The organism is Vibrio sp. Vb1554 (assembly GCF_033344235.1).
On record NZ_JAWPOJ010000003.1, the window covers coordinates 93,500 to 116,932 of the forward strand.

General features: G+C 45.5%; 15 protein-coding genes. 7 read left to right on the forward strand and 8 right to left on the reverse strand.

Going from position 1 to position 23,433, the window contains the following annotated elements:
- Positions 1–37: 37 nt before the first annotated feature.
- The 3 genes from R8N28_RS03965 to R8N28_RS03975 all read left to right on the forward strand — a co-directional run bounded on the left by R8N28_RS03965 (position 38) and on the right by R8N28_RS03975 (position 4,226).
- Complete coding sequence (locus R8N28_RS03965; RefSeq protein ID WP_017634473.1) at positions 38–544, forward strand: hypothetical protein; 507 nt, start codon at positions 38–40, stop codon at positions 542–544.
- Positions 545–664: 120 nt separating this feature from the next.
- A complete protein-coding gene (locus R8N28_RS03970; RefSeq protein WP_064354974.1) occupies positions 665–2,278 on the forward strand; it encodes an alpha-amylase family glycosyl hydrolase in 1,614 nt (537 codons plus the stop codon).
- 331 nt (positions 2,279–2,609) lie between these two features.
- Positions 2,610–4,226 carry an endonuclease gene (locus tag R8N28_RS03975; protein ID WP_065275518.1) on the forward strand — a complete coding sequence of 539 codons (1,617 nt, stop codon included), beginning with the start codon at positions 2,610–2,612 and terminating at the stop codon, positions 4,224–4,226.
- A 99-nt stretch (positions 4,227–4,325) separates the two neighbouring features.
- On the opposite strand, the gene pulA is transcribed toward R8N28_RS03975, so the two are convergent.
- Positions 4,326–8,315 (reverse strand): pullulanase-type alpha-1,6-glucosidase, encoded by a 3,990-nt coding sequence (gene pulA / locus R8N28_RS03980; protein WP_065275517.1) that lies wholly within the window; start codon positions 8,313–8,315, stop codon positions 4,326–4,328.
- A 546-nt stretch (positions 8,316–8,861) separates the two neighbouring features.
- On the opposite strand from pulA, the gene R8N28_RS03985 reads away from it, so the two are divergent.
- The 3 genes from R8N28_RS03985 (at position 8,862) to pdxY (ending at position 11,358) form a co-directional block, all read left to right on the forward strand.
- The gene (locus tag R8N28_RS03985) at positions 8,862–10,058 is read left to right on the forward strand and encodes a tetratricopeptide repeat protein (protein ID WP_065275516.1); all 1,197 of its coding nucleotides are present in this window, start codon (positions 8,862–8,864) and stop codon (positions 10,056–10,058) included.
- 140 nt (positions 10,059–10,198) lie between these two features.
- Positions 10,199–10,387: an AbrB/MazE/SpoVT family DNA-binding domain-containing protein gene (locus R8N28_RS03990; protein ID WP_005374817.1), complete on the forward strand. Its 189-nt coding sequence runs from the start codon at positions 10,199–10,201 to the stop codon at positions 10,385–10,387.
- 101 nt (positions 10,388–10,488) lie between these two features.
- Complete coding sequence (gene pdxY / locus R8N28_RS03995) at positions 10,489–11,358, forward strand: pyridoxal kinase PdxY (RefSeq protein WP_042522192.1); 870 nt, start codon at positions 10,489–10,491, stop codon at positions 11,356–11,358.
- Positions 11,359–11,423: 65 nt separating this feature from the next.
- Here the strand turns inward: pdxY and sstT are convergent, their stop codons facing one another.
- The 7 genes from sstT to malT all read right to left on the reverse strand — a co-directional run bounded on the left by sstT (position 11,424) and on the right by malT (position 20,146).
- Positions 11,424–12,641 carry a serine/threonine transporter SstT gene (gene sstT, locus R8N28_RS04000; RefSeq protein ID WP_005374821.1) on the reverse strand — a complete coding sequence of 406 codons (1,218 nt, stop codon included), beginning with the start codon at positions 12,639–12,641 and terminating at the stop codon, positions 11,424–11,426.
- Between the two features lie 356 nt (positions 12,642–12,997).
- Complete coding sequence (gene rsgA / locus R8N28_RS04005; protein WP_005374823.1) at positions 12,998–14,074, reverse strand: ribosome small subunit-dependent GTPase A; 1,077 nt, start codon at positions 14,072–14,074, stop codon at positions 12,998–13,000.
- A gap of 276 nt (positions 14,075–14,350) precedes the next feature.
- Positions 14,351–14,659 carry a glucose PTS transporter subunit EIIB gene (locus tag R8N28_RS04010; protein WP_005374825.1) on the reverse strand — a complete coding sequence of 103 codons (309 nt, stop codon included), beginning with the start codon at positions 14,657–14,659 and terminating at the stop codon, positions 14,351–14,353.
- The gene (locus R8N28_RS04015; RefSeq protein WP_065275515.1) at positions 14,649–15,263 is read right to left on the reverse strand and encodes an SCO family protein; all 615 of its coding nucleotides are present in this window, start codon (positions 15,261–15,263) and stop codon (positions 14,649–14,651) included. Before R8N28_RS04015 ends, R8N28_RS04010 begins: the two co-directional genes overlap by 11 nt.
- A 9-nt stretch (positions 15,264–15,272) precedes the next feature.
- Positions 15,273–15,698 (reverse strand): hypothetical protein, encoded by a 426-nt coding sequence (locus R8N28_RS04020; protein ID WP_031778871.1) that lies wholly within the window; start codon positions 15,696–15,698, stop codon positions 15,273–15,275.
- A gap of 243 nt (positions 15,699–15,941) precedes the next feature.
- On the reverse strand, positions 15,942–16,859 hold the full coding sequence (locus tag R8N28_RS04025) for a DUF368 domain-containing protein (protein WP_031778872.1): 918 nt from the start codon (positions 16,857–16,859) through the stop codon (positions 15,942–15,944).
- Positions 16,860–17,437: 578 nt separating this feature from the next.
- Positions 17,438–20,146, reverse strand: coding sequence for an HTH-type transcriptional regulator MalT (gene malT / locus R8N28_RS04030; protein WP_005374834.1), 2,709 nt, complete (start codon positions 20,144–20,146; stop codon positions 17,438–17,440).
- A gap of 734 nt (positions 20,147–20,880) precedes the next feature.
- On the opposite strand from malT, the gene R8N28_RS04035 reads away from it, so the two are divergent.
- A complete protein-coding gene (locus R8N28_RS04035; RefSeq protein ID WP_053307964.1) occupies positions 20,881–23,334 on the forward strand; it encodes a glycogen/starch/alpha-glucan phosphorylase in 2,454 nt (817 codons plus the stop codon).
- Positions 23,335–23,433: the final 99 nt, after the last annotated feature.

Genomic DNA, 23,433 nt, shown 5'->3' on the forward strand with positions numbered 1-23,433 from the left:
ATTTTGCTTTGGATATACTAAAAAGGAATTACGTGAAATGAACATGATGAAGACCTCTCTTGCTGCTGCCCTACTTGTTGCCTTAGTAGGTTGTCAATCGACGGCAGAACCTGAAGCGGCCACAGAGCCAGTTGTTAATATGTCTCAAGACGAAGTGGTTGCTTTCATGAAAGCGTGTGATAACCCAGACAGCACGGCGAAAGGACCTATTTCTAAACCACTATTTGTGGTGGGTACTTTTGCGGATTCCGATTGGAAACACGTGCCTCAGCGTCAATACACCTACAAAGGGAATAATTTCTACCAAGCCGTGGTTCAAGAAAAAGTAGGCTCCTACAAAATGCAGTATGCGACCGAATTATGGTTCCCACAATTTACCGCAAAAGGTAATCGAATGAACGTTGGTGAATTAACACCATTAACATTTGGTGGTTACGGTACGGATACTTCGGTTGATATTAAAGAAGATGGTAAATATGTATGGAGTCTTCAGTTTGAAGGCAAAGGCAAACCTGTTCATGTCATGGTAAATAAGTGCCAATAATATTCCATTCAATTATTTAAAATCTATTTTTATTTATTAACCCCTGCATGAAACACATGTCGGGGTTAATTTTATTACTCAAATTTCCGTAGTTTATTTGAGTAAGTTAGGGAGAATAAAATGCGTAATATCCTACGTAACCATCGCCTGTCTCGATCGTTGCTTGCGTTAAGTGTGATTGGTGCTTTATCTGCGTGTAATTCTTCTGGTGGTGGCGACACTAATAGTAGCACTCCGCTACCGGATACCAGTTATGCTTGCCAAGCCAATGTCATGGCGCAAAGTAACCAACTTCGTACTTATCAAATCATGGTAGAGAGTTTTGTAGATGGTGATGCGAGCATTGGTCACGGTACAGGTTATGGCACCAGCCATCATAACGGCGATTTGCAAGGAGTGATTGATTCACTCGATTACATCCAAGATTTAGGGATGAACGCGATTTGGTTGACGCCAGTTTTTGAATCGGAAGCGATAGCGGGCCAAGAACACTGGGCCGATCGTCTGGATGCCACGGGCTACTTTGCTACGGATTACTTCACCATTGATCCACGTTTTGGTGATTTAGAAACGGCGAGAACCTTGGTCGATGAAGCACACAAACGCGGTTTGTACGTGTTTTTTGATGGCGTATTTGGCCACCATAAGAATGGTTTGATCAAACCATCTCCCTCCGGTTTGTTGCCATCGGGATCGAGCAACCCCGTTGATTACCCAGCCAGTCTCGATTTCTACAAAGAAGTGGCAACGTATTGGATCAAAGAACTGAAGATTGACGGCTGGCGTTTAGATCAAGCCTATCAAGTTCCGACAGACGCTTGGACACAACTTCGTAAAGCCGTCGATGAAGCCTCACAAAGTGTGACGTACACCAATAGCAAAGGCGAACAAGTGAATCCGTTGGGTTACATGGTGGCAGAGATTTGGAAAGGGGAGTCTGAAATCGCGAATGAGGCGTATGGATCGAACAGCGATCCGGCACTGTGCTCTGCATTTGATTTTCCTATGCGCTATCGCATCGTTGAAACTTTGGCCGTGAATGAGAGTGGCGTGGGTGGTCGCGGTGCGGATTGGTTAGACAACGGCTACAGCACACACAACCAATATCCAACACATGCGCAGCCGAATTTGATGATCGGCAACCATGATTTAGTGCGCTTTGGTGACTTGTTACAGCGCGGAAATTTAGCGGATGTGAATGATGTGGAATATTGGTTACGCCATAAAGCCGCATTTGCTTTCCAAGCGGCGTACACCGGGCCAATCACGTTGTACTACGGTGATGAAATCGGGGATCAAGTGGATGGTTTTGCCGCAAAAGAAGACAACAGCACCTGTGCCATTCAAGGCTTGTGCGATGATCACGTTGCGCGCAGCAGTGCGAAAATTGAAGGCGTGACGGCGACGCTTGATGCAAACCAAGCCGATCTCAAATCTTATGTGACATCGCTGATGACAATGCGCGATGCGCATCCTGCACTTTATCAAGGGTCACGCACGAATTTAGTTGCGAGTAACGGCAGTTATGTGGACTTGAAACAATCTGGTTCGGACAAAGTCTTGTTTGCGCTAAATACCTTAGAGAGCGCTAGAAGCGTCACTCTTACTCAGGAGAGTGTTGGTACTGGTGAGTTGGTGGATTTGCTCACGAATGAAAAAATTACTCCGAGTAATGGTCAATATCAGATTCTAATGTCGCCACTACAAGGACGATTCTTTGCGGTAAAACCTTAAGGAATTATCCAGAATTGATGCTCACCAGTTGAGCTGACCACAAGCTTTCTTATAAACAAGCCAAGTGTTGTTGCTGACCCCCATAGGCGCACACTTGGCTTTTTTCTGTCTGTTTTACTTTTCCCTTAATGGTTTTACGACGATGTAGCCAACAAGTTGCTTCGCTTTTTGTATTGGCGTTTGTTTTCAGCAGATGGATATTTGTGAGATAAGCTGCACATTAAAAAGTAAATTAACACTTGTGCAACGTAAAAATGTGACTGAAGGATTATTTATGCCCCACTAATATGTTTATCGTGTCTGGGATTTATATAACTAATGGAAAAGTATAATGAAATCCATAACGAACTCCCTCTGTCTCCTTGCTGCTGTTAGCTCTCCGTTTGCATATAGCCAAATTATCAACGGTGACTTTGAACAGTGGAATGGCAATGTACCTACGCAGTGGTCAGAGATTGACGCGGGCATTACAGTGTCGCCAAGCAGCGAGCAAATCAAATCGGGTGGTCTGGCTGCCCAGGTCGTCGTGAATACAGGTACCCAAAGCAACACCGACTTTTTGCAAACCATTAATGTGGAGCAAGGGAAAACCTATCCGTTTTCTGTCTCGGTTTATCATACCGAAGGAAATGTAAAAGCACGTCTGGTGGTTGATGGTTATCACAATTACTCGAACCCACAACAGATAAACCAGTGGCAAGAGCTCGCGCACAACTACACAGCGAGCTCGAACAAGACCATCAACGTCGGTTTGCGTTTTTACGATGAAGCCAGTTTTGATGGCTCAGAAGTTGTCTACGTCGATAATTTTCAACCGACTGAGACGAGTACACAACCTCCTGTAGAAAGTTGTAGTGATCACCAAGTGGTCTTGACTCTCACAACCGATAATTATGGTTCAGAAACTAGCTGGACGTTAAAAAACAACCAAGCTGAAGTACTGTTTTCTGGTCAGGGATATGAGTCAGCAATCACCATTGAAAAGAGCATGTGCTTAGCTGACGGTAACTACCAATTCACGATTCAAGACGAGTATGGTGACGGCATTTGTTGTGGCAGTGGCGCGGGGTCGTACACGCTGACTGAGGGAGATAAGACTCTTGCTTCTGGCGCTGAATTCTCGAAAAGTGAAACCACCGATTTTACGTTAGGTGACTCAACCACGACCCCACCAGTGGTTGATGGTTACTATCAAGCGGCATCTGGTAAGACGGGATACGCTCTAAAAACAGCGTTGTTTAACATTATCAATAATCACTCCAGCCGAGGCTATTCTGCGGTCTGGACCTTGGTAAAAGATGCCGATATTGATCGTTATTACGAAAATGATGGCTCTATTCTCGATATGTATTCTGAAAAGCCATCTGGTAGCGATACAGTAAGCTTTACCAAAGTCACAGACCAATGTGGCCAATACAAAACGGAAGGGGATTGCTACAACCGTGAGCACTCTTTTCCGAAAAGCTGGTTTGGCGGTAAGGTTGAGCCGATGAACTCAGACGGTCATCACTTGTTTGCGACTGATGGTTATGTAAACGCGAAGCGCAGTAATTGGCCATTTGGTGAAGTGGGCACCGCGACCTACGTGTCTAGTAATGGCTCTAAACTTGGCCAAGCAAGCACTAATCTGGGCTACTCCGGTACGGTGTTTGAGCCGATTGATGAGTTTAAGGGCGACTTCGCCCGTGCTTATTTCTACATGGCAACCCGCTATGAAAATATTGTAGGTAACTGGGAAGGCAATTCAAGCAATGCGGATGCTGTCCTTGATGGTTCAAGTTCAACGGTTTTTGAACCTTGGATGTTAAACATGCTGAAACGTTGGCACAAAAATGATCCCGTTAGTGAAAAAGAACGAAATCGGAATCAACAAGTGTTTGATTTTCAGGGCAATCGTAATCCATTCATTGATCATCCTGAGTTTGTTGAACAGATTTGGGGAAACTAACGCCTTTTTGATTTTGGTATCCACCATTTAGTGACGCCAACAAAACAAAGGGGAAGCGTGATGCTTCCCCTTTTTCATTACGGATGTTTTTAAATGAAACTAGTTTTTCGTTACCGTCACGATTGGCGCCGACTTGTCAGCCGCGTTGAAGTGGAAGTTGTAGTTTCCTGCTTCTGCAATCGCAATTTTCAGGTTTGCACTACCGCCACCGACTTCCATCGTTAGCGCTTTACCAAGCTCAACACTGCCTTCGCCACCGAAGTTGGTGTCTGCTGCCCAGTCTGCGCTCGCAACTTTCATCTCGTAGTTGCCCGCCGCTAGGGTAATGTCTAGCGAATAAACGTCATTTGCAACATAGCTGAACTTCGCTGTTGAGTCTTGTGCTGGAGCATCCCATGTAGTGATAGTGCCACGTAAGTAAAGTGCTGTTTCACCGAATGTTGGTGCATCTGCTGACTTGGTCACTGACACGACCGGTTTTTCTACGCTTTCATCTTGAACATGTAGCGCGTTCAGAGTGAAGTTGTACTTACCTGTTTCAGCAACAGACAGCTTACAGTTACCTTCTGAACCTAATTCTAGTGAACCAGAAGCTATATTCGCAGCATCACAACCGATGTTTGGATTTGCCCAACCAGAGTCCGCGAATTTGAACTCGTGTTCACCAGCTTCAAGAACGCCAGTTACAGAGTACATACCGTTGCCAATAAAGGTCATCGCCCAATCACTGCTATCAGACCACTCGTTCATCGTGCCTTTCACGTAAACCACGGTTTCGCCGTAAGGAGGAATACTCGATACGTCTTTGTTATCCGTGTTTACTGGTAGGCCAGCACCTTGCGCGCCGTTTTGTGGCTGTACGAATACCGCTGTTGTCAGTGCTGGTACTGTGAACGTTTCATTGGTGAAGCTTGCACCTTTCACGATGTCATCCGCAGAGTTTTGTTGAACTTCATGTAACTCGAAACCAGTTGCGCCGGCAACTTTGAAAGATTTCTCAGTTGATGTTGAGTTCACAACGGCCACGATTGCATCGTAGTTCGAATCTAAATCGGCACCCGCTGAGGTACCATCGTCGATAGACATCACAATCAAGCCTTCCACTTGGTCTTTCCCTACGTTGCGGAAGTCAACACGGTTCATCACTTCTTGCGCGGTATCTAGGCGGAACAGTTCGCTTGTGCTACGGATTTTTAGTAGCTCTAGGAATTGTTGCTTAGTCAGCTCGATGTCGGTTGAATCTGGTTTCGCCGTGCTGTCACCAACGATGGTTTTGATCAGCTCCCAGTTTGCACCGTCTTTGTCTTCACGTGGTAGACCAACGTTCCAGTTATTGTCGCTTCCGTCGAAGAATACACGGTTGAACCAGTCACCAGAATCGTACGAGTCGCGCTGCATAGATTTAGAGCGCAATAGCTCAGAACCCATGTGGATGAATGGAATGCCTTGACCAAGCATCACCGTTGATAGGGACACAGACTGCATACGTGCACGCTCGGCAGATGAAGTGCCTGTCGCAATCTTGTAGGCGTTGTTATCCCACAATGTTTGGTTGTCGTGCTTAGACACGTAAGAGATGTTCTCTGATGGCACTTTTGTGTAGCCTGCAGGAGCACCATTGTAATCAACGTTCTTACCCAGCTTGGTTTCGCCTTTGTAATCAAGAAGGATGTAGTCAGCCAAGTTACCAGCCATACCTAGACGAACCAGATCTTGGTTGTGTAAACGACCATTCACCGACTCTGCGTCAGTTTTGGTTTCTTCGTTAGGATAAGCGGCGTTACCAAAGCCTTGGTTAAAGCGAAGTGGGTGCTTACCTTCAGAATCTACACCGCCATCAAACGGGCTTCCGCCACGAACTGCGTCACGCAGACGATCAGAGAAAGTACCGATTTCTGTCCCTGCCATGTTGACTTGTGTCGCCTGATCGAAGCGAGCGTTTTGCGCGACTTCACCAAAGTCCCAACCTTCGCCGTAGAACAAGGTATTCGGGTCAATTTCACGGACTTTTTCAAGTGCGTAAACCATCACATTTTTCGGCTGGTGGCCCATAAGGTCAAAACGGAAACCATCGACTTTATAGTCATCCGCCCATACCATCAATGAGTCAACCATTAGTTTACCCATCATCAAGTTCTCGGTTGCGGTGTTATCACAACAGGTTGAGTTTTCGACTCCGCCAGTGTTGACGTTTAGGCGGTGGTAGTACCCAGGGACAATCTTATCCAGTACTGATTTTTCGTTCACACCAGATGCATTTGTGTGATTGTACACGACGTCCATGACCAGTTTCAGATCCATTTTATGCGTCGCTTGAACCATTTCGCGGAACTCTAGAATACGCTTAGACCCGTTAGGATCGGTCGCATAACTGCCTTCTGGCACGGTGTAGTGGTAAGGGTCGTAACCCCAGTTGAAGCTGTCTAGCATGCGAAGATCGTTCATCAACGCTTGTGCTTTGCCCGTTGTTGGGTCGTAGCTATTTAATACCTCTTCAATCACTTTGCCGTCATCTTCGGTCTCACAAATGGAGGCTTCTGGCTTGATGCCACAAAGTTTACCCACGGTGTCGGTGATATCGACTCGCTTGTCAGCGTCTTCATCCACGGTTGCAATATCAAATGCTGGCAAGATATGTAGCGTTGTTAGGCCAGCATCTTTTAAAGCTTGTAAGTGAGATACAGACTCACGCTCAGGTTCTGTAAGCGCCAGATATTTGCCATCAAGACTTGGTGTGCCTTTGCTGTCGTTAAAGCTGAAATCACGAATGTGTGACTCGTAAAGGACGTGGTCTTCGTCTTTTTTAACCGTTGGGCGTGCGTAGTTTTTCCAATCTTGAGGCATTAAGCTTGGATCATCTAAATCAACCACTTGCGAGTATCGTGAGTTCTTAGACAAGCTCATTGAATATGGGTCTGTTACCAAACGCGTTTCAACGACGCCAGTTGTTGGGTGGTATACCTTAACTTGGTAGCGATAGTATTTGTTGACAACGTTGCTTTGTGCCTCAGAAACCCAGATACCTGTTGCTGGGTCTTCCGTCATGGCAACGGTCGCTTCTTCTGCTAAGTTTTCATCGTAGATTATCAGATCAACATCTTGGGCAGTTGGTGCCCATAGTTTGAAGGTTGCGGCACCGCCTTCCACAATCGCACCGAGTTCTTGACCGATCGCGTTACCTGCCTTGGAATCGGCAAACACCGCATCCAAAACGCCCGGTTTTTGCACTTCAGTTGCAGAAATGACGTCACCATTTGCGTTGTAAGCCACCATAACGATTTGTGACTTCAGGATCGTACGCAAGGTCGCGTCATCGACATCGATACCCGCAGCTTGAAGGCTAGCAAGGTGACGGAAGCGTGATTTCAGACCATCAGACAACTCACCAGCCTTTGTCAGCTCAACCGCTGTACCGCCAGAGATTTGCTTATCTTCATCCATTTTGATGTCATTGCTAAGGCTGTAGAACAGCTTCATGGAATCCGCACTGGTCGCCGCTTCCCATGCAATGGTGTTGGCGTCTAACCAATGGGCTTTTTGACCATCAATATCAACAGGGCGCTCTTCTATTGGCTCGTAGTAAAGTTCACTGCTGCCGTGGAAGCCAAACAAACCTTTCGATTCGCCGATTTTCGTCAACTCTACTTTTGAGTTTGCGCTGCCGAACGCTTTCTCATCACCTTTGTGCAGAATGAAGTTCATGCATTCGTGTGGGTCAGAGGCGTCAGGGTTTATTTTCAGTACGTAGTAAGCACCGTAGGTGTCGTTGATGCCATCGAATGGGTGTGGCGCAGACCAATCCGTTCCTGTTCCCGGAATGCCCATTGCGTCTAAATCTGTGCTGGTACAGCCCTCACCGTTCCATAGGTGCAAGCCCCAACCTTCGTAGTCGCTTGCTGTTGAAGCTGATGCTACGTCACGTTTGTAATAAATGACGACTTCGTTCTCTCCCGCAGGGTACAAGCCTGAGCCAGGGTTCGTCGTATCTTCGTTCGTGCTATCACTACCACAACCGCTGATTACCGCGACGGAAATCAAAGGCAGTACGGTTTTGGCAATTGTTGATAATTTAAATGTCTTATTGTCCACGTTTACAAATCCATTGTTATTGAATTGATATTGAGCTGCGCGCTGCCTTCGCTGACTCAATCATCAAGAAGGTTTTGCACACGCTAGAAAGGCAGATGCCAAAAAAGGAAATGTTCAATTAGATGCTAATACACTGAATCATCAGCAAAATGTGAGAGCAGGCTGTTAAGTTTTTTACAGGTGCAAATTTTCTGTCACAGTCGATTTTGTTCACAAATTAAATAATAAAACAGGCGCATAGTGAGAGATTCTGCACATCATTAAAATGTAAATTTTTATGGGATGAGTAAGGGGGGATGATAGGGGATGAGAATGTCTCAGCCCCAAAACCGTGATTAAGTTCTATAAAAATGAGGGCTATATTTTTCTTTTAAAAATAAGTTGCAGTGATGTTGAATAAAATACCGCCATTAAGTCTTCGCACGCTTCAGATTTTCGCTAAGTGGTCGTTATATAATGAAGGTAGTCGGCGTTACGTCGGCGCGTAATCATAAGATTTCCCTGAAAGGGAGTTGAATTGGGCCCTGAAACCAAAAGAGGCTATTTATGAGTAGTATGGGCATTGCCATTGCGGCAACTGGCCTTTCACTCGTCCTGATATTTGTGTGGATGATCTCGTTGTCGATGCGGAAACAGAGACTCGAGGCAGAGAGGAAAGCTCGCGAAGCCGCTTATCGAAAGGCGATGCATAAAGCGCGAGAGCAAGAGCGTAAAGAGCGAGAGTTCAAAGCCGAAACTGGGCATATCCCCACCATTTTATTTCTAGCGAAAGAAGCCGAAAAGGACAACATTCGTCAAGCGCTGTATTGGTATGATAAAGCCGCTAAACTGGACAATGTGACGGGGATGTACGGCATTGTTCGCTTAAGTGAACGCATGCGCGAAGATGTGATTTTAAAAGAGCAGGCAAACTTCTGGCGTACCGCAATTGCGGGAATGGAAGGGGATACCGAAGCGAAATTTTCGACGGGCAAGGCCTTGGTCTTTGGTCGAGGAACTGAAAAAAATATCCCAAAAGGTAACCAACTGATTGAAACTGCCGCCGAAGAAGGCTGCATTGATGCCATGATTTATATGGGGGAATGGCAGCTTTCACCAGACAATAGTGCAGGACGCAGTGCAGATGCGCTTTACTGGTTTATGAAAGCGGCGGAAAAAGACAGTGCGGATGGCAAGATCCAAGTCGGCTTATGTTACCTAAATGGCATTGGTACAGAAAAAAGCATGGTTAAAGGTTGCTACTGGCTAGAACGGGCCGCGGAAGGTGGCAGTGCTAAAGCGATGTATCATGCTGGCGAAGCGTGGAAGGATAAAGGTAAAACGGGTAATGCAATTGCTTACGTTTGGCTGTTTCTTGCTGCCAATATGGGCTACCAACCTGCGCGTACGTTACGTGATGAAGTGGCAACCAATATTGGTGTTGATGTTGTCGTTGGATTGCAGTCCATAGCGAAGCCGTTGCAAAGAAAACTGGCCTCAGGAATGGTGAGAAAGCACTCTATTATTCGAGCCCTTAACAAAGTGTACAAACGCGAAGCGTATTTTCCTGCGGAAGAGGAGCTCAATGCGGTGTTGAATGACGAGAGTAAAGAAGCCTCCGAAGCTTGGGAGGAGACATCAACACTAGATTTTCAGCCTAACATGACAACGGTAACAGCAGAAGGTCAGGCAAGCACATCGCCCAACGAAAAAAAACTCTCTAAAGAGGCGCTCGATTTCACTCAAAACTTCCTTCAGCCATAACATATCTTATCCAGAAGCCTCAAGATTGAGGCTTTTCTTTTGTCTTTAAAATGTTACGCCAAATCCAAGTCAGCTCAATGCATTTGAGGCTAGACATCCAATGACGTGAAAACTCATTTTCGACATTTGGAGGACGAAAGATGATAAGTCAACCTGTTAAAATCGGTGACGACACCGCCGTAGTCATTCCAAGCGTAATCCTGGCTCAGCTCGGGATAAGGGAAGGAGATACCCTAGAAATCGCACTGAATAAAGACAAAATGGAAATTAAGAAGATGGTGTTGAAAACCAACGCTCCAACTTACTCTGAAGATATTGAGGAGAATTGAGTTAGAGAATCTTGGTTTGTCGGATACACTACTGGTTTCGCAAAACTGGCGCTTGCCGCTGTCTTTGAACTATCGATAACTACAATAAGAGGTAAGGTACTATGCAAGGTATCCTCTCTATACAATCTCATGTTTCTTTTGGTCATGCTGGTAACAGCAGTGCCGTTTTCCCAATGCAACGCATGGGCTTCGAAGTATGGCCGATTCATACCGTTCAATTTTCTAACCACACGCAGTATCAAGAAGGCTGGACTGGGCGAGCGTTTGCGGCTGAAGACATCAGCGAGTTAGTTCGTGGACTTGGTAACATCGGCGCGCTGGAAAAGTGCCAAGCGGTATTGACGGGCTACCAAGGTAGCGCAGAGCAGTGCCTTGCTGTTGAAGATACCGTGACGAAAGTGAAGCAAGCGAACCCGAACGCACTTTACGTTTGCGACCCTGTGATGGGCGCGCCAGACAAAGGCTGCATTGTGGCTCCGGGCATTGCTGAAAATCTTCTAACGCGTTTGATGCCAATGGCGGACGTGATCGTTCCGAACCAATTCGAGCTAAGTCAATTTGCTGAGATGGAAATCCACTCATTAGACGATGCGATCACCGCATGCCAACGTGCGCTAGAGAAAGGTCCAAAAGTGGTGCTAGTTAAGCACCTTTACTGCCTAGAAAATGGCAGCTTCAACATGCTATTGGCTACGCAAGAAGGCATTTACCTTGCGAAGCGTCCTCAATTTGAGTTTGCTAAACAACCTGTTGGCGTGGGCGATCTTATTTCAGCTATCTTTACCGCGGGACTCTTAAAAGGCTGGTCTCCTAAACAAGCTTTCCAACATTGTCACGACGCGTGTTACGGGGTGTTGAGTGCAACGTACCATGCAGGCGAATGGGAGCTGCAAACTATTGCGGCGCAGCAAGAGTTTGTTGAGCCAAGCAAACACTTCCCGATTGAAGAAGTGGCTCTGGTCACCGCATAATTGAGCGCAATTAAACAAAAAAGGGGAGCCATCATCGGCTCCCCTTTCTATTTGTTCTGTCAGTCTTACTGAGCTTTTTGCTGCTCTGATTTACAAACTGCTGCCGTAAAGACAACGTCTGTTGAGCTGTTTAGTGCAGTTTCTGCAGAGTCTTGAATCACACCGATAATGAAGCCAACCGCTACAACCTGCATTGCTACGTCGTTTGAGATACCAAACAGGCCACACGCAAGTGGGATAAGTAGTAGAGAGCCACCTGCAACACCTGATGCGCCGCATGCAGAAACCGCAGCTACAATACTTAGAAGTAGCGCAGTCAGTAGATCAACTTCGATACCCATAGTGTGCACAGCTGCAAGCGTTAGTGTTGTGATAGTGATTGCAGCACCAGCCATGTTGATGGTCGCACCTAGAGGGATAGATACTGAGTATGTATCCTCGTCCAGTTTTAGCTTCTCACATAGTGCCATGTTTACTGGAATATTCGCCGCACTTGAACGAGTGAAGAACGCAGTTACACCACTTTCACGTAGACAACGGAATACAAGTGGGTAAGGGTTTTGTTTGGTTTTAACGAACACGATCGCTGGGTTTACAACGAGTGCGATGATCATCATTGCGCCAAGAAGAACCGCCAGAAGGTGTGCGTAGCTTGCTAGTGCGCTAAAGCCCGTTGTCGCAAACGTTGAAGCAACCAAGCCAAAGATACCAAATGGTGCAAGACGAATGATAAAGCGCACAATGTGAGACACGCTGTGGCTTAGATCTTCAAATACGGCCTTCGTTGTTGCCGATGCGTGGTGTAGTGCAAGACCCAGACCCACACCCCAAGCAAGAATGCCGATGTAGTTTGCTTCTACTAGTGCATTTACTGGGTTGTCGACCAGTTTAAACAACAATGTGCGTAGAATTTCAGCAATACCTTGAGGAGGCGTTGCACCTTCAGCGCCGGTGACAAGCGTTAAATTGGTCGGGAAAAGGAAGCTTAGAACCACTGCTGATAGCGCCGCGAAGAATGTACCCATCAGGTACAGTACAACGATTGGGCGCATGTAAGTGTGTTGGTTTTTCTTTTGGTTTGCAATTGAAGCGGCAACCAAAATAAACACAAGAATTGGCGCGATCGCTTTAAGCGCACCGACAAAAAGGCTACCAATTAATCCCGCGCTTTCGGCATGGCTTGGAGAAATTGTCGCGAGCAAAATACCAAAGACGATACCGACAAGGATCTGGACGACGAGGTTACCACGAGCATATCGGGCAACGAGGCTGTTGTGTTGCATACATCATTCCTGCAATTTTATGCCAGAGTGGCAGGGCAATAGTCCATCATTACACGGCGATAATGCCCTTGTATTGCAAGGGGTGAGCATTGCTTCTGGTCACTAAGACACATGATTATCAATTATCCTGTTTTTATAAATTCAGCCATTTTCTTGCTGAATATCACATATCTTAGCTTGGTAATATTTTGTGTCTAGTTTTAGTTTGTTTTTGGATTAAATGTTTGCTCAATGTTATTTAAATAAGATTTTTATGTTGAAAATTATTATTAGTTATGAGTAATGGTTTTTAATAAAGTTGTTAAAAAGGAGACTTTCGTCTCCTTTGATTTTATTGACAACTCAAACGCAACAAATTAATAACTTTGTTGGCGCCTGCGCTTATCATTCATGGCATTGCGAGCAAGTTTACCGAATTGTCGACTTTGTGCTCGTTGCTCTGCCAAAGTCGCGCCGTTAAAGGCTTGTTCTCGCGTTAGTTTTTGATAGTTATTGAAACGACGAACCTCAAGTGTGCCATTTGCAATCGCAGTTTGAACTGCGCAGCCTGGCTCAGTTTGGTGCTTACAATTGCCAAAGCGACAACGCTGAGCGAGCGCCTCAATGTCAGAAAATGCCTCACTGACCCCCGATTCACAATCTGCTAGTTGAAGCTCGCGCATTCCCGGAGTATCAATCAAGATGCCGCCATCAGGTAATAGATGGATAGAGCGCGATGTAGTTGTATGTCGCCCTTTGCTATCGTCTTCACGAATATGCCCAGTTGCCTGTTCTTGTTGCCCGAGTAATGCATTAACAAGAGTTGATTTGCCAACGCCTGAAGAACCGATAAAAGCGAGGGTTTGTCCTTCTTTGCACCAGGTCATGAGTTTAGAAGCACTCTCTATTTCTAAGCCGTTGACTGTCTCTATAGCTAATAGAGGGTCGAGCTTCTGTACTTGGCTTTTTAGTTCATCAGTATTGTCACACAAATCGGCTTTGGAAAGCACGATGACGGGTTCGACTTCGGCTTCATGAGCCAAGGAAAGATAACGTTCAATACGACTTAAATTGAAGTCGTCGTTAAGGGAACAGACGATAAACACTGTATCCACATTGGCTGCGATGAGTTGCTCTGCCACTTTGCTGCCAGCGGCTTTGCGGCTAAAGAGGCTCAAGCGATCCAGTAAGCGAACAAATTGCTGATCTTCATTTAAGATTACCCAGTCTCCGACGGTCATATTGGGTAAAGAATGGTGGGCATTAAGATGAACTTGCCCAGTTTCTGTTGCCAATAAATAACCACTTCGGTGATGCGCAATTACACGAGCAAAGATAGTGTTGTCGTAATCGTCTAATGTCAGTTGTTGCTGAAAAAATGGTTTCCAACCCAATTGTTTTAGAGGGTTTGAAGTTGAAACTAATGTGTCACAAAAAGTATGTGTTTGATTCATTATTGAATTATCCCAGACGCAACAAAGCGCCTTAATACAAATCGCATTAGGGTCTAATTCGGATAGAGTTGACCCCGGTGAAGACCGGGCAGAGAAGGGGAAGTTGTGGTTATGCCACAGAGTTGGTGCTGTTAGGGTTACCCTTGCGATGCCCAGTTAGTGTTATTCAATACAATCATCTTGTGTCCTCTTCGTTGGTTAATAAATAAGTGAGTTAATTAAGCCAAAAGAGTATAGCCGCCGTTTTTTAAAGAGGGTAGCTATACTGCAAAAATATTAACTTTGTTTTGTGATGCGCTCTTCCACAATTTGCGAATACGTGTTGGCTTTTAAGCCGTATATAATTTGGACATGACGATCATCCAATATCACGACGCCATGCGCGCCATGATTTTTGAGTGCGTTCTTATCGATGACGGACGTCTCTCTGAGGGTAAGACGCAGCCGAGTCGCACATGCACCAGTTTCTAGCAGGTTCTCTATGCCCCCAATGGCGTCAATGATCGTGTCGACGTCTTGTTCGACATTGGGGTTGGTATGAGTTAGGAAATTGAAAAATTGCTTCAGCACTGACTTAACCGTCATTTGAAGAGTCTTCGGTCGTTAGTTTTGAAATGGCTTCAACAATCGGTGCCGGTGAGAGCGTATGTGGTACTTTAGTGATTAACGTGCCATCCGGCTTCAAGAAGTAAAAGTAAGAGCTATGATCCAGCGTGTATTTTAGTTCCGAGCCTTCCAATTCTGTCTTGCGGAAAATGACACCATAGTTGTGTGCCAAAGGTGTCGTTACATCAAGTGGTGCCGATAGGCCTTCAATCATTGGATGGAAGTAATGGGCATATTTTGCTGATGCATCGGCCTCATCACGCTCTGGGTCTAAAGAAATGAACATCGGGCGTAGTTGCGCTTTTTGCGCGTAGTCAATTTGATTCAGTGCTCCTGCCAGCATTGCAAGAGAAGTTGGGCAAACGTCTGGGCAGCGAGTAAAGCCAAAATAGACGACTCGGATGCGAGGGTCATTCACATCGAAGATATTGACGGCTTGGTTATTTTCCCCAAACAATACCGTTTGTTGAGAGGTGGAACTGTCCACTTGCTCTGGCTTCGTTTTTTGATTATCTAAATAGCTCTTTACGCCAAACCCGAGTGCGAAAGCAGCTACGAGAAATAGGGACCAATTGCGGCTCATAACGATTCCTTATCTTTGCATTTTTATAGCAGGGTAAACGGTACTCTCTCCATCACTGAGTTCACCAACCCAAGTCATTGCATCCTCCGTGCAAACCGGGAGAATGATGTCACCTTGATATTGGCCAGGAGCGATTTGCTTCAGCAAAAACTTAGGCTCACCCATCTCCATTTCTCTTCCTGAAAGACTTAGGATGAGTTGCTTAGCATCGCTTGTATGCCACTCAACATTTAGAGTGGTAGGAACCAAGGGTTGAGCAGTTTCTGAGTTTAGCGTCATCGTAACATTTTCTTGGACGCAAGAGGTTGTAGAGAGAAAGCAGTATTCATCTATTGACTTGCTTTGAGTGGAAGAAGAAAAGCTTTTTATTAGAGTCGGGGCATAAAATCCCGCAACTAATGCGGCTGAAACAGCGGCGATTTGTAACAGTTTCATTAAGGTTCAGCATTTATCACTTAACATTACGAGCATCGTAGCACAGATGCGCCGCTCGCCAACTCGTGACCTCGGTAAATTGTGCGTTATACCTCGGTGACCAGCTTCTTAGTAACGCGACGGACTTTATTGCATCAAATACAGCAGAGTTTTCAATTGAGATGTTTTGCCCTTAGCCAATAGATAAAAACGGAGCCAATTGGCTCCGTTTTTATTTGGTTCAGTATGTGTTTGATACCAAAGTTATTTATCTGAATCTGCGAATTTCTCTAGACCCAAAACCAGAGCAATGGCTGCAAGCATCATCACGACAGCAAGTACTAACTGAGAAGGTTGTGATGTCACGTGTTCAAATTCAAATGGTGATAGGTTGTGCTGAAGCAATGGCACTTGTTCGCCCTTCGAATTGGTGCGCCAAGTGATGGTTTCTTTCCATGGCCAAATCTTTGGCAACGTACCAATCATTAATCCAGTCAAAAACATCAGGGTGAAATCACGGAACTTGCGTAGTAACCACGACAATAAGTGAGAGAAGGACAGTAAACCGATCACGCAGCCAGACAAAAATAGCGCTAATGTATCGACTTGAAAACCTTTCACTGCGGCTAATACAGGAGCATACATGCCAATCAGCAGCAAAATAAAACTGCCAGAGATACCCGGCAAGATCATCGCACAAATCGCGATAGCTCCAGCGAATAAGGTGTTAATGGCCGTTGGTTCCATGTGTAAAGGTTTGAGCACAGTAATACTATAAGCAAACCCGACACCAACGAGCAGAATGACAAAGCGGACAAGATCGCGTTGCTCAACCTGACGAATAATGTGATACACAGAGACCAAAATCAGACCAAAGAAAAATGACCAAAGTGGGATCGGGTGTGTGTCAAGAAGCCAAGTAATCAACTTTGCTAGCGTTGCAATACTGGTGAAAATGCCGGCAAACAGAGCGATTAGGAAGAATCCGTTGATGTGATTAAACGCGGCTTTAACCCCTTCTTTTCGCCAGATAGAGAAAAGTGAGGGGTTAATGCGTCGAATGCTTTCAAGCAGCGTATCGTAAATACCAGTGATAAACGCGATGGTGCCGCCAGATACACCAGGTACAACATCTGCTGCACCCATGGCGATTCCCTTGAAGAAAGTAATTAAGTAGTTCATTGCTCTAATGCTAAGTCGTTTCGATGGCAGAGAGTATACAAACATTGCGATGAAAAAAGTATGAAATAGTGCTGTAACTACTTGGTTTTATATCCAATCTGTTGCCTATCTTTATTACCCGCCAAGAGACAATGCCGCCGTAACGAGCTTTTAATGCTTGGTTTACATTTTTGAGATGATTAACTCTACTATCAATTATCAATCTTGGTTGCATTATGCAATTGCAATTTGCATTATAAAATTGCATTTTGATAATTTGCGCGTGAGTAAATCCAGCTTATATGAGATCTTGTGCCCAAAAATAAGTCTTTGCATTTTGGCATGATTAATGCATAATACTGCTCGACCCTTCTTAAGCCGAGGGTCACCTAGCCAACTGACGTTGTTAGTGAATACAATTTGTTCACACTAAATATAAGCCAATCGCGATTATTGCGGTTGGCTATTTTTTTATATGAACAACGTTACTTACGTGCTTTGCAAATTGCACTTCTCTTTCTGTCAGTCATAAAAAAGGGCTGACGTGTTACGTCAACCCTTGTGTTTTACTTTACGTTTTAACCCGTTTATCTAGCAGTTCAGTATCCCATTAACTGTAGCAAATTTTCAGCTGTCACAATGGCTTCTTTACGATTAGCAATATTAAGCTTTTGGTACAGGTTGCGAATGTGGGTTTTAATTGTCGTACCTGCCACATCCAGCTCTTGTGCGATTTGCTCGTTACTAAAGCCTGAATAAATCAGCCCCAGAACCTGCCATTCGCGTTGTGTTAATGGGCTAGTACGTACTAGCTCTGGCACATTAGGGTGATTCACCAACTTTTCAATAAAGTCTTCATCAAAGTGAATCGACCGGCTACGTTGATTCGATGAAATGTCCTTCATTAACTGTTGAGCACGGTGACGCTCAAGATCGCCCAGTTCATGGCGGAGGCTCAACTTCTCCAGCAGACCGCCAATGGTTGCACCATCAATCAGGAAGTTTCCGACCATGCCAGTTTGGTTCGTCATTACTAATGCTTCTTTTAACAGAGCCTTGGCTTGCTCCTCATCTTTTTGGCGAGCAGAAAGGACCGCTTCAACCACTAAGTTGCGATTAGTATCTGTGATTAGGTTAGTGCGACGAGCTTCACCTTGGAGAAAATCTAACGCAGCACGAGCGTCGGTATATTGGCCTAAGTTAATGTGGGCGCGAGCAATGTTACGCCATTGCAATTGAGAAAAGTGGTTGCATGCCGATTCAGGACGAACCGCAGTATTGAGCCATTCTTGCATTGCATCGGTATTCCCGCGCGCTTGCCAAAATAGAATCAACGATAGTGAAGCGTTTGCAGTCCAATCTACGTGATAAGTCGACTGTTTCATCAAGTGCTGTATATGCTCAATGAATTTACCTGCTTTGTCTAATTCACCGCGTCCAATCGCAATACGCGCCAACATCGAATAGCTATGTAAGTGCTTGCTTGGTGAATGGTTTTCGAGAATTTGCAGACCTTTGTACGCGCATTCTTCCGCTTCATCAAGTCGGTTCCAGCACCAAAGTACTTGCGCGCGAATACGCAGCAAAAATTCATGAAGAGGAACATGCTGAAGCTGCTGATCTTCAATCAGACGGAATGCGGAATCTTGTAGTTCAAAGGCAGCTTGCACGTAACCTTGTGCAATTAAAATCTCGCTTTGCTGCAATATTGCCCATAACGCTTGGTGATATACCTGATACTGACGAGCTAGCTTTTCAGTTTGTTGCATCATCGGCAAAGCACGGTCTAGTTTACCTAGCACGTGGTTAACTTCACCAACAACCGAAGTCGCCACAATTCGGCTACGGTAAATTGTGTTATCAAGTTGGCTAAGCGCTAACTCCGCTAATTCGAGAGCTTTTTCTGGCTGGTTACTGTTGATAGCCACTTGAGCAAGCAACGCGTTTGCTTGACCTTGATAATGAATATCTAACGCAATGTTACGCTTTTTGTGTTCCTCTTCCGCTTCTTCAAGCAGGTGGCCCACTTGGTTATAACGATGCTGACTTTGAGCCAACCATGCTCGGAGCATCGTAAGTTTTGGGTGGCTGAACAACAGATCATCGTCCAACTTGTTAATTGAGCTTTCCAGTGTGCTGAGTTCGCCTTGGTTAAACATCTTCCAGCCGAATTCGTTTAGGATCTCTACCACTAAGTCCTTATCATTCGATTTTTGTGCATGATGAATCGCTTGGTGTGGTGCTTTTTGCTGTAACCAAGCGATAGCAGCATTGCGGTGGAGATCTTTTTCTTGCTGAGGAATACGAGCTTGGCGCTCATGAGACAAAAACTCGCCAAATAAGTTATGGAACCGGAACCAGTTCTGTTCCCCTTCGAGCGGGTAAATGAATAAGCCGTAACGGTTAAGCGATTCAATCATTCCCAGTGCATCTTCGCGTTGGGTAAGGGCAAACACTAGCTCATCATTGAAGTGGTCAAGCACGGATACTTGCATTAAAAAGTGACGAGTTTCGTGATCGAGTAAGTCAAACACTTCTTCGACCAAGTAATCCCACAAGTGCGCGTGATTGAACTGCGATACCGACTCTACAGTTTGTGCCAATGTGCGGTTTTGATGTTGGGCTTGTAATGCGATCAACTGCATCGCCGATGGCCAACCTTCAACATAGGTTCTTAGGCTGTTCGCCATGTCTTCATCGATACCATCGGCGATACGCTGGTTAAAGAAGCGAGTGGTTTCTTCGGTATCGAACGCCAACATCTCGTTGCCGATTTCGATCATTAAATCACGAACACGTAAGTTTGCAGTGCCCAGAGGCGGCGCTGCACGACTGGTTACCACAACGGTGAGGTTGTCTGGCATGTGCTTTAAGAAGAAACGCATGGATTCATGGATTTCATCATTCGTGATTAAATGGTAGTCATCAAGTACCACGTAGCACTCTTGATGAAAGTCAGCCATTTCAGCGAATACTTCGCTAAATAGGGAGCGTAAAGACGAGATCTGACGTTTTTCCGCCAGTTTTTGTGCGTTAGCGCAACTGAAGTTGGTGGCTTTGTTTAATGCTTGAAGCAGATAGTTTACAAAGCGAAAGCCGTCGTTATCGCTGTCATCAATGCTGTACCAACCGACGTTTGGCTTATCGGATAGCCACTGCGCTGCCATTGTTGTTTTTCCGTAACCTGCTGGGGATCGGAATAAAACCAATTTGTAGTAAGGCGCTTGCTGTAGTAAGTCCAACACTCGTGGGCGCACGATGGCATTGTGCAGGCGTCCTGGTCGAGTAAGCTTAGATGGAATCCACATTAGTAGTTATGTCCTTATTTATGTATACCCAAATGGCAGCAACGTGATCATTCTAGTAAAGCCCCCTTGAAAGCCGTCTTACTGAATGATGTCATCAGCATCAAAAACACTGTTTGAATGCCGGATAATGTCGCTACTGTTGGGGCTTGCGTCCGTCTGAAAAACCATTCCATACGGTCACTTAGATATGAAAGCTAGCGAAAACTAGAAATAACTCACATCGCCTAATTCTAGTTTGTATAAAAAGCGTACAATCCTGTGAGCTGAGTGGGATGTTACGACATCAGAAATGTTCGTTACTTTGATCCACTTCCTAATTCTCAAGGGTTGATGGATTTACCATCAACTACGCCCTTTATTTGTGATTGTCGTCACTTAAATATCGTTTGTTTCGTTAGCGTTAAGATCGCGTTGCACATAGATTACGAAAAGTTCTTCTACGCTGACCGAGTTAATGTGACCGATATTACAATTTTCACATCATCAGATGAGTGGACTATAAAAAGCGTCATGAACGGGTTTTAACCTTTCTCACATTCCATTGTGATCAAAATCACTAAGAACTGGTGCAAAGTTCACTTTGTTGAGATTTGGATCACTAACCTAGCAATGGTACCCCCTCTACGCCCTCAGCCCTCCTCCTTCAAAGGATGAGAATTAGGAGGATGTTTATTCACAGAGGTAAATGCACGATGTATGGCAGATGAATTACCAAAAGACGTGAGAATTTCGTAATGAAACCTACTCAACAAAAACAATTTGACAAGAAGTCGTTCCAAGAAAGCGTAAAGAAACACCTATCTGTAACTTACGCTCATACGATTGAAAACGCAGACAGCCGCGCATGGTACCTAGCAATGGGGCATGCTCTGGCTGAATTTACTACTCTAGATTTGCTTGCGACAGAAGAAGATCCACGCATTAAAAGTGCGAAGAGCGTTAACTACCTTTCGCTAGAATTCCTTATCGGTCGTTTGACTGGTAACAACCTAATCAGCATGGGTCTGTACGAACAAGTAACAGAAGCAATGGCTGAACTAGGTTACAACCTAACTGATCTGCTAGAAGAAGAGCGCGACCCATCATTGGGTAACGGTGGCCTTGGTCGTCTGGCTGCGTGTTTCATGGATTCATGTGCGGCACAAGAATTCCCAACTGTCGGCTATGGTTTACATTACGAATACGGTCTATTTAAACAGTCATTCAAAGATGGTCGCCAGCAAGAAGCACCTGACGCTTGGCGCGGTGTAGAAGGCTACCCTTGGGAAATTGCGCGTCCAGAACTTGCGCAAGAGATCGGTTTCTACGGTCACGTTGAAGTGATTAACGAGAACGGTAAAGAAGTTCGCAAATGGGTACCAGGCATGACAGTAAGAGCAATGCCTTGGGATCTTCCAATTGTGGGTTACGAATCAGACACGGTTTACCCGCTACGTCTTTGGGAATGTCAGGCGATTGCACCATTCTCACTAGCAAGCTTTAACAATGGTGATTACTTCGAAGCTCAGCACGCACTGATCGACGCAGGTAACATCACTAAAGTGCTTTACCCGAACGACAACCACGAGAAAGGTAAAACACTGCGTCTAATGCAGCAGTACTTCCACTCAGCAGCGTCTGTACGTGACATCCTACGTCGCCACGAAGCTGCGGGCTACTCGCTAGCGGATCTACCTAAGCAAGAGACTATCCAGCTTAACGATACACACCCAACGATTGCGATTCCTGAACTAATGCGCATCCTGATGGATGAAAAAGGTTTAACTTGGGAAGCGGCTTGGGAAATCAGCTCTAAGACATTTGCGTACACCAACCACACGCTACTTCCAGAAGCACTAGAGACATGGCCAGAGTCGCTAATCCAGCACCTGCTACCACGTCACATGGAGATCATTTACGAGATCAACCACCGCTTCCTACAAGACGTACGTGCAATGTGGCCGGGTGATGTCGCGAAGCAACAGAAGCTTTCTATCATCGAAGAAGGTTTCCACCGCATGGTTCGCATGGCAAACCTATGTGTAATCGGCTCTTACGCAGTAAACGGTGTAGCAGCACTTCACTCTGAATTGGTTAAGAAAGACCTATTCCCAGAGTTCCACGAAATGTACCCGACACGTCTACACAACGTAACGAACGGTATTACGCCACGTCGCTGGTTGAAGTTCTGTAACCCAGGTCTGTCTCAGCTTATCACTGAGAAAGTCGGCCCAGAATGGCCAGCGAAACTAGAGCAACTTGAAGGTATTGCGAAGTACGCTACTGACGCGACATTCCAAAAAGAATTCATGGCAGTGAAGAAAGAGAACAAAGAACGCCTAGCAACTTGGGTGAAAGAGAACATGGGTATCGAGCTCGATACTAATGCAATCTTCGATGTTCAAATCAAGCGTCTGCACGAGTACAAACGTCAGCATCTAGACTTGCTACACGTACTGTCTCTGTACCACCGTATTCTTAATGAACCAGGTTTTGAGTGTACGCCACGCGTTGTGTTCTTCGCAGCAAAAGCAGCACCGGGTTACCACCTAGCGAAAGAAATCATCTTCGCAATCAACAAGATTGCAGACAAGGTGAACAACGATCCTCGCATCGGTAACAAGCTGAAAGTGGTATTCATCCCTGACTACCGCGTGAGCATGGCTGAAATCATTATCCCTGCGGCTGACGTTTCTCAACAAATCTCGCTAGCGGGTAAAGAAGCATCAGGTACAGGTAACATGAAGATGGCGCTAAACGGTGCGCTAACTATCGGTACAATGGATGGTGCAAACGTTGAGATTCGTGAAGAAGTAGGCGATGAGAACATCTATATCTTCGGTCTAGATGTTGAAGGTGTGAAAGCGCTGAAAGCTCAAGGTTACAACCCATTTGATTACTACAATGCGGATCACTTACTCAAAGCGTCAATGGACTTGCTATTGGGTGAAGAGTTCACACCAGGTCAACCAGGCTTACTGCGTGCCACATACGACAGCCTACTAGACGGCGGTGACCCGTACTTATGTCTCGCGGATTTCGCCTCTTACGTGAAAGCACACGAAGACATGAGCGAACAATATAAAGATCAAGCTGGCTGGGCGAAGAAGGCCATTCTTAATACCGCCCTTGTTGGCAAGTTCACGTCAGACCGCTCAATCCGCGACTACGTGAACAATATCTGGAAACTTGAAGCGGTGAAACGCTAATAGAACCTAGTTAAGACCAAGGTAGCCAAGCGCTACCTTTGGTCATTTTCCAAAAGAAGTTATTGATAACAATAAAACCCTACATGGAAGGTGTTGGTA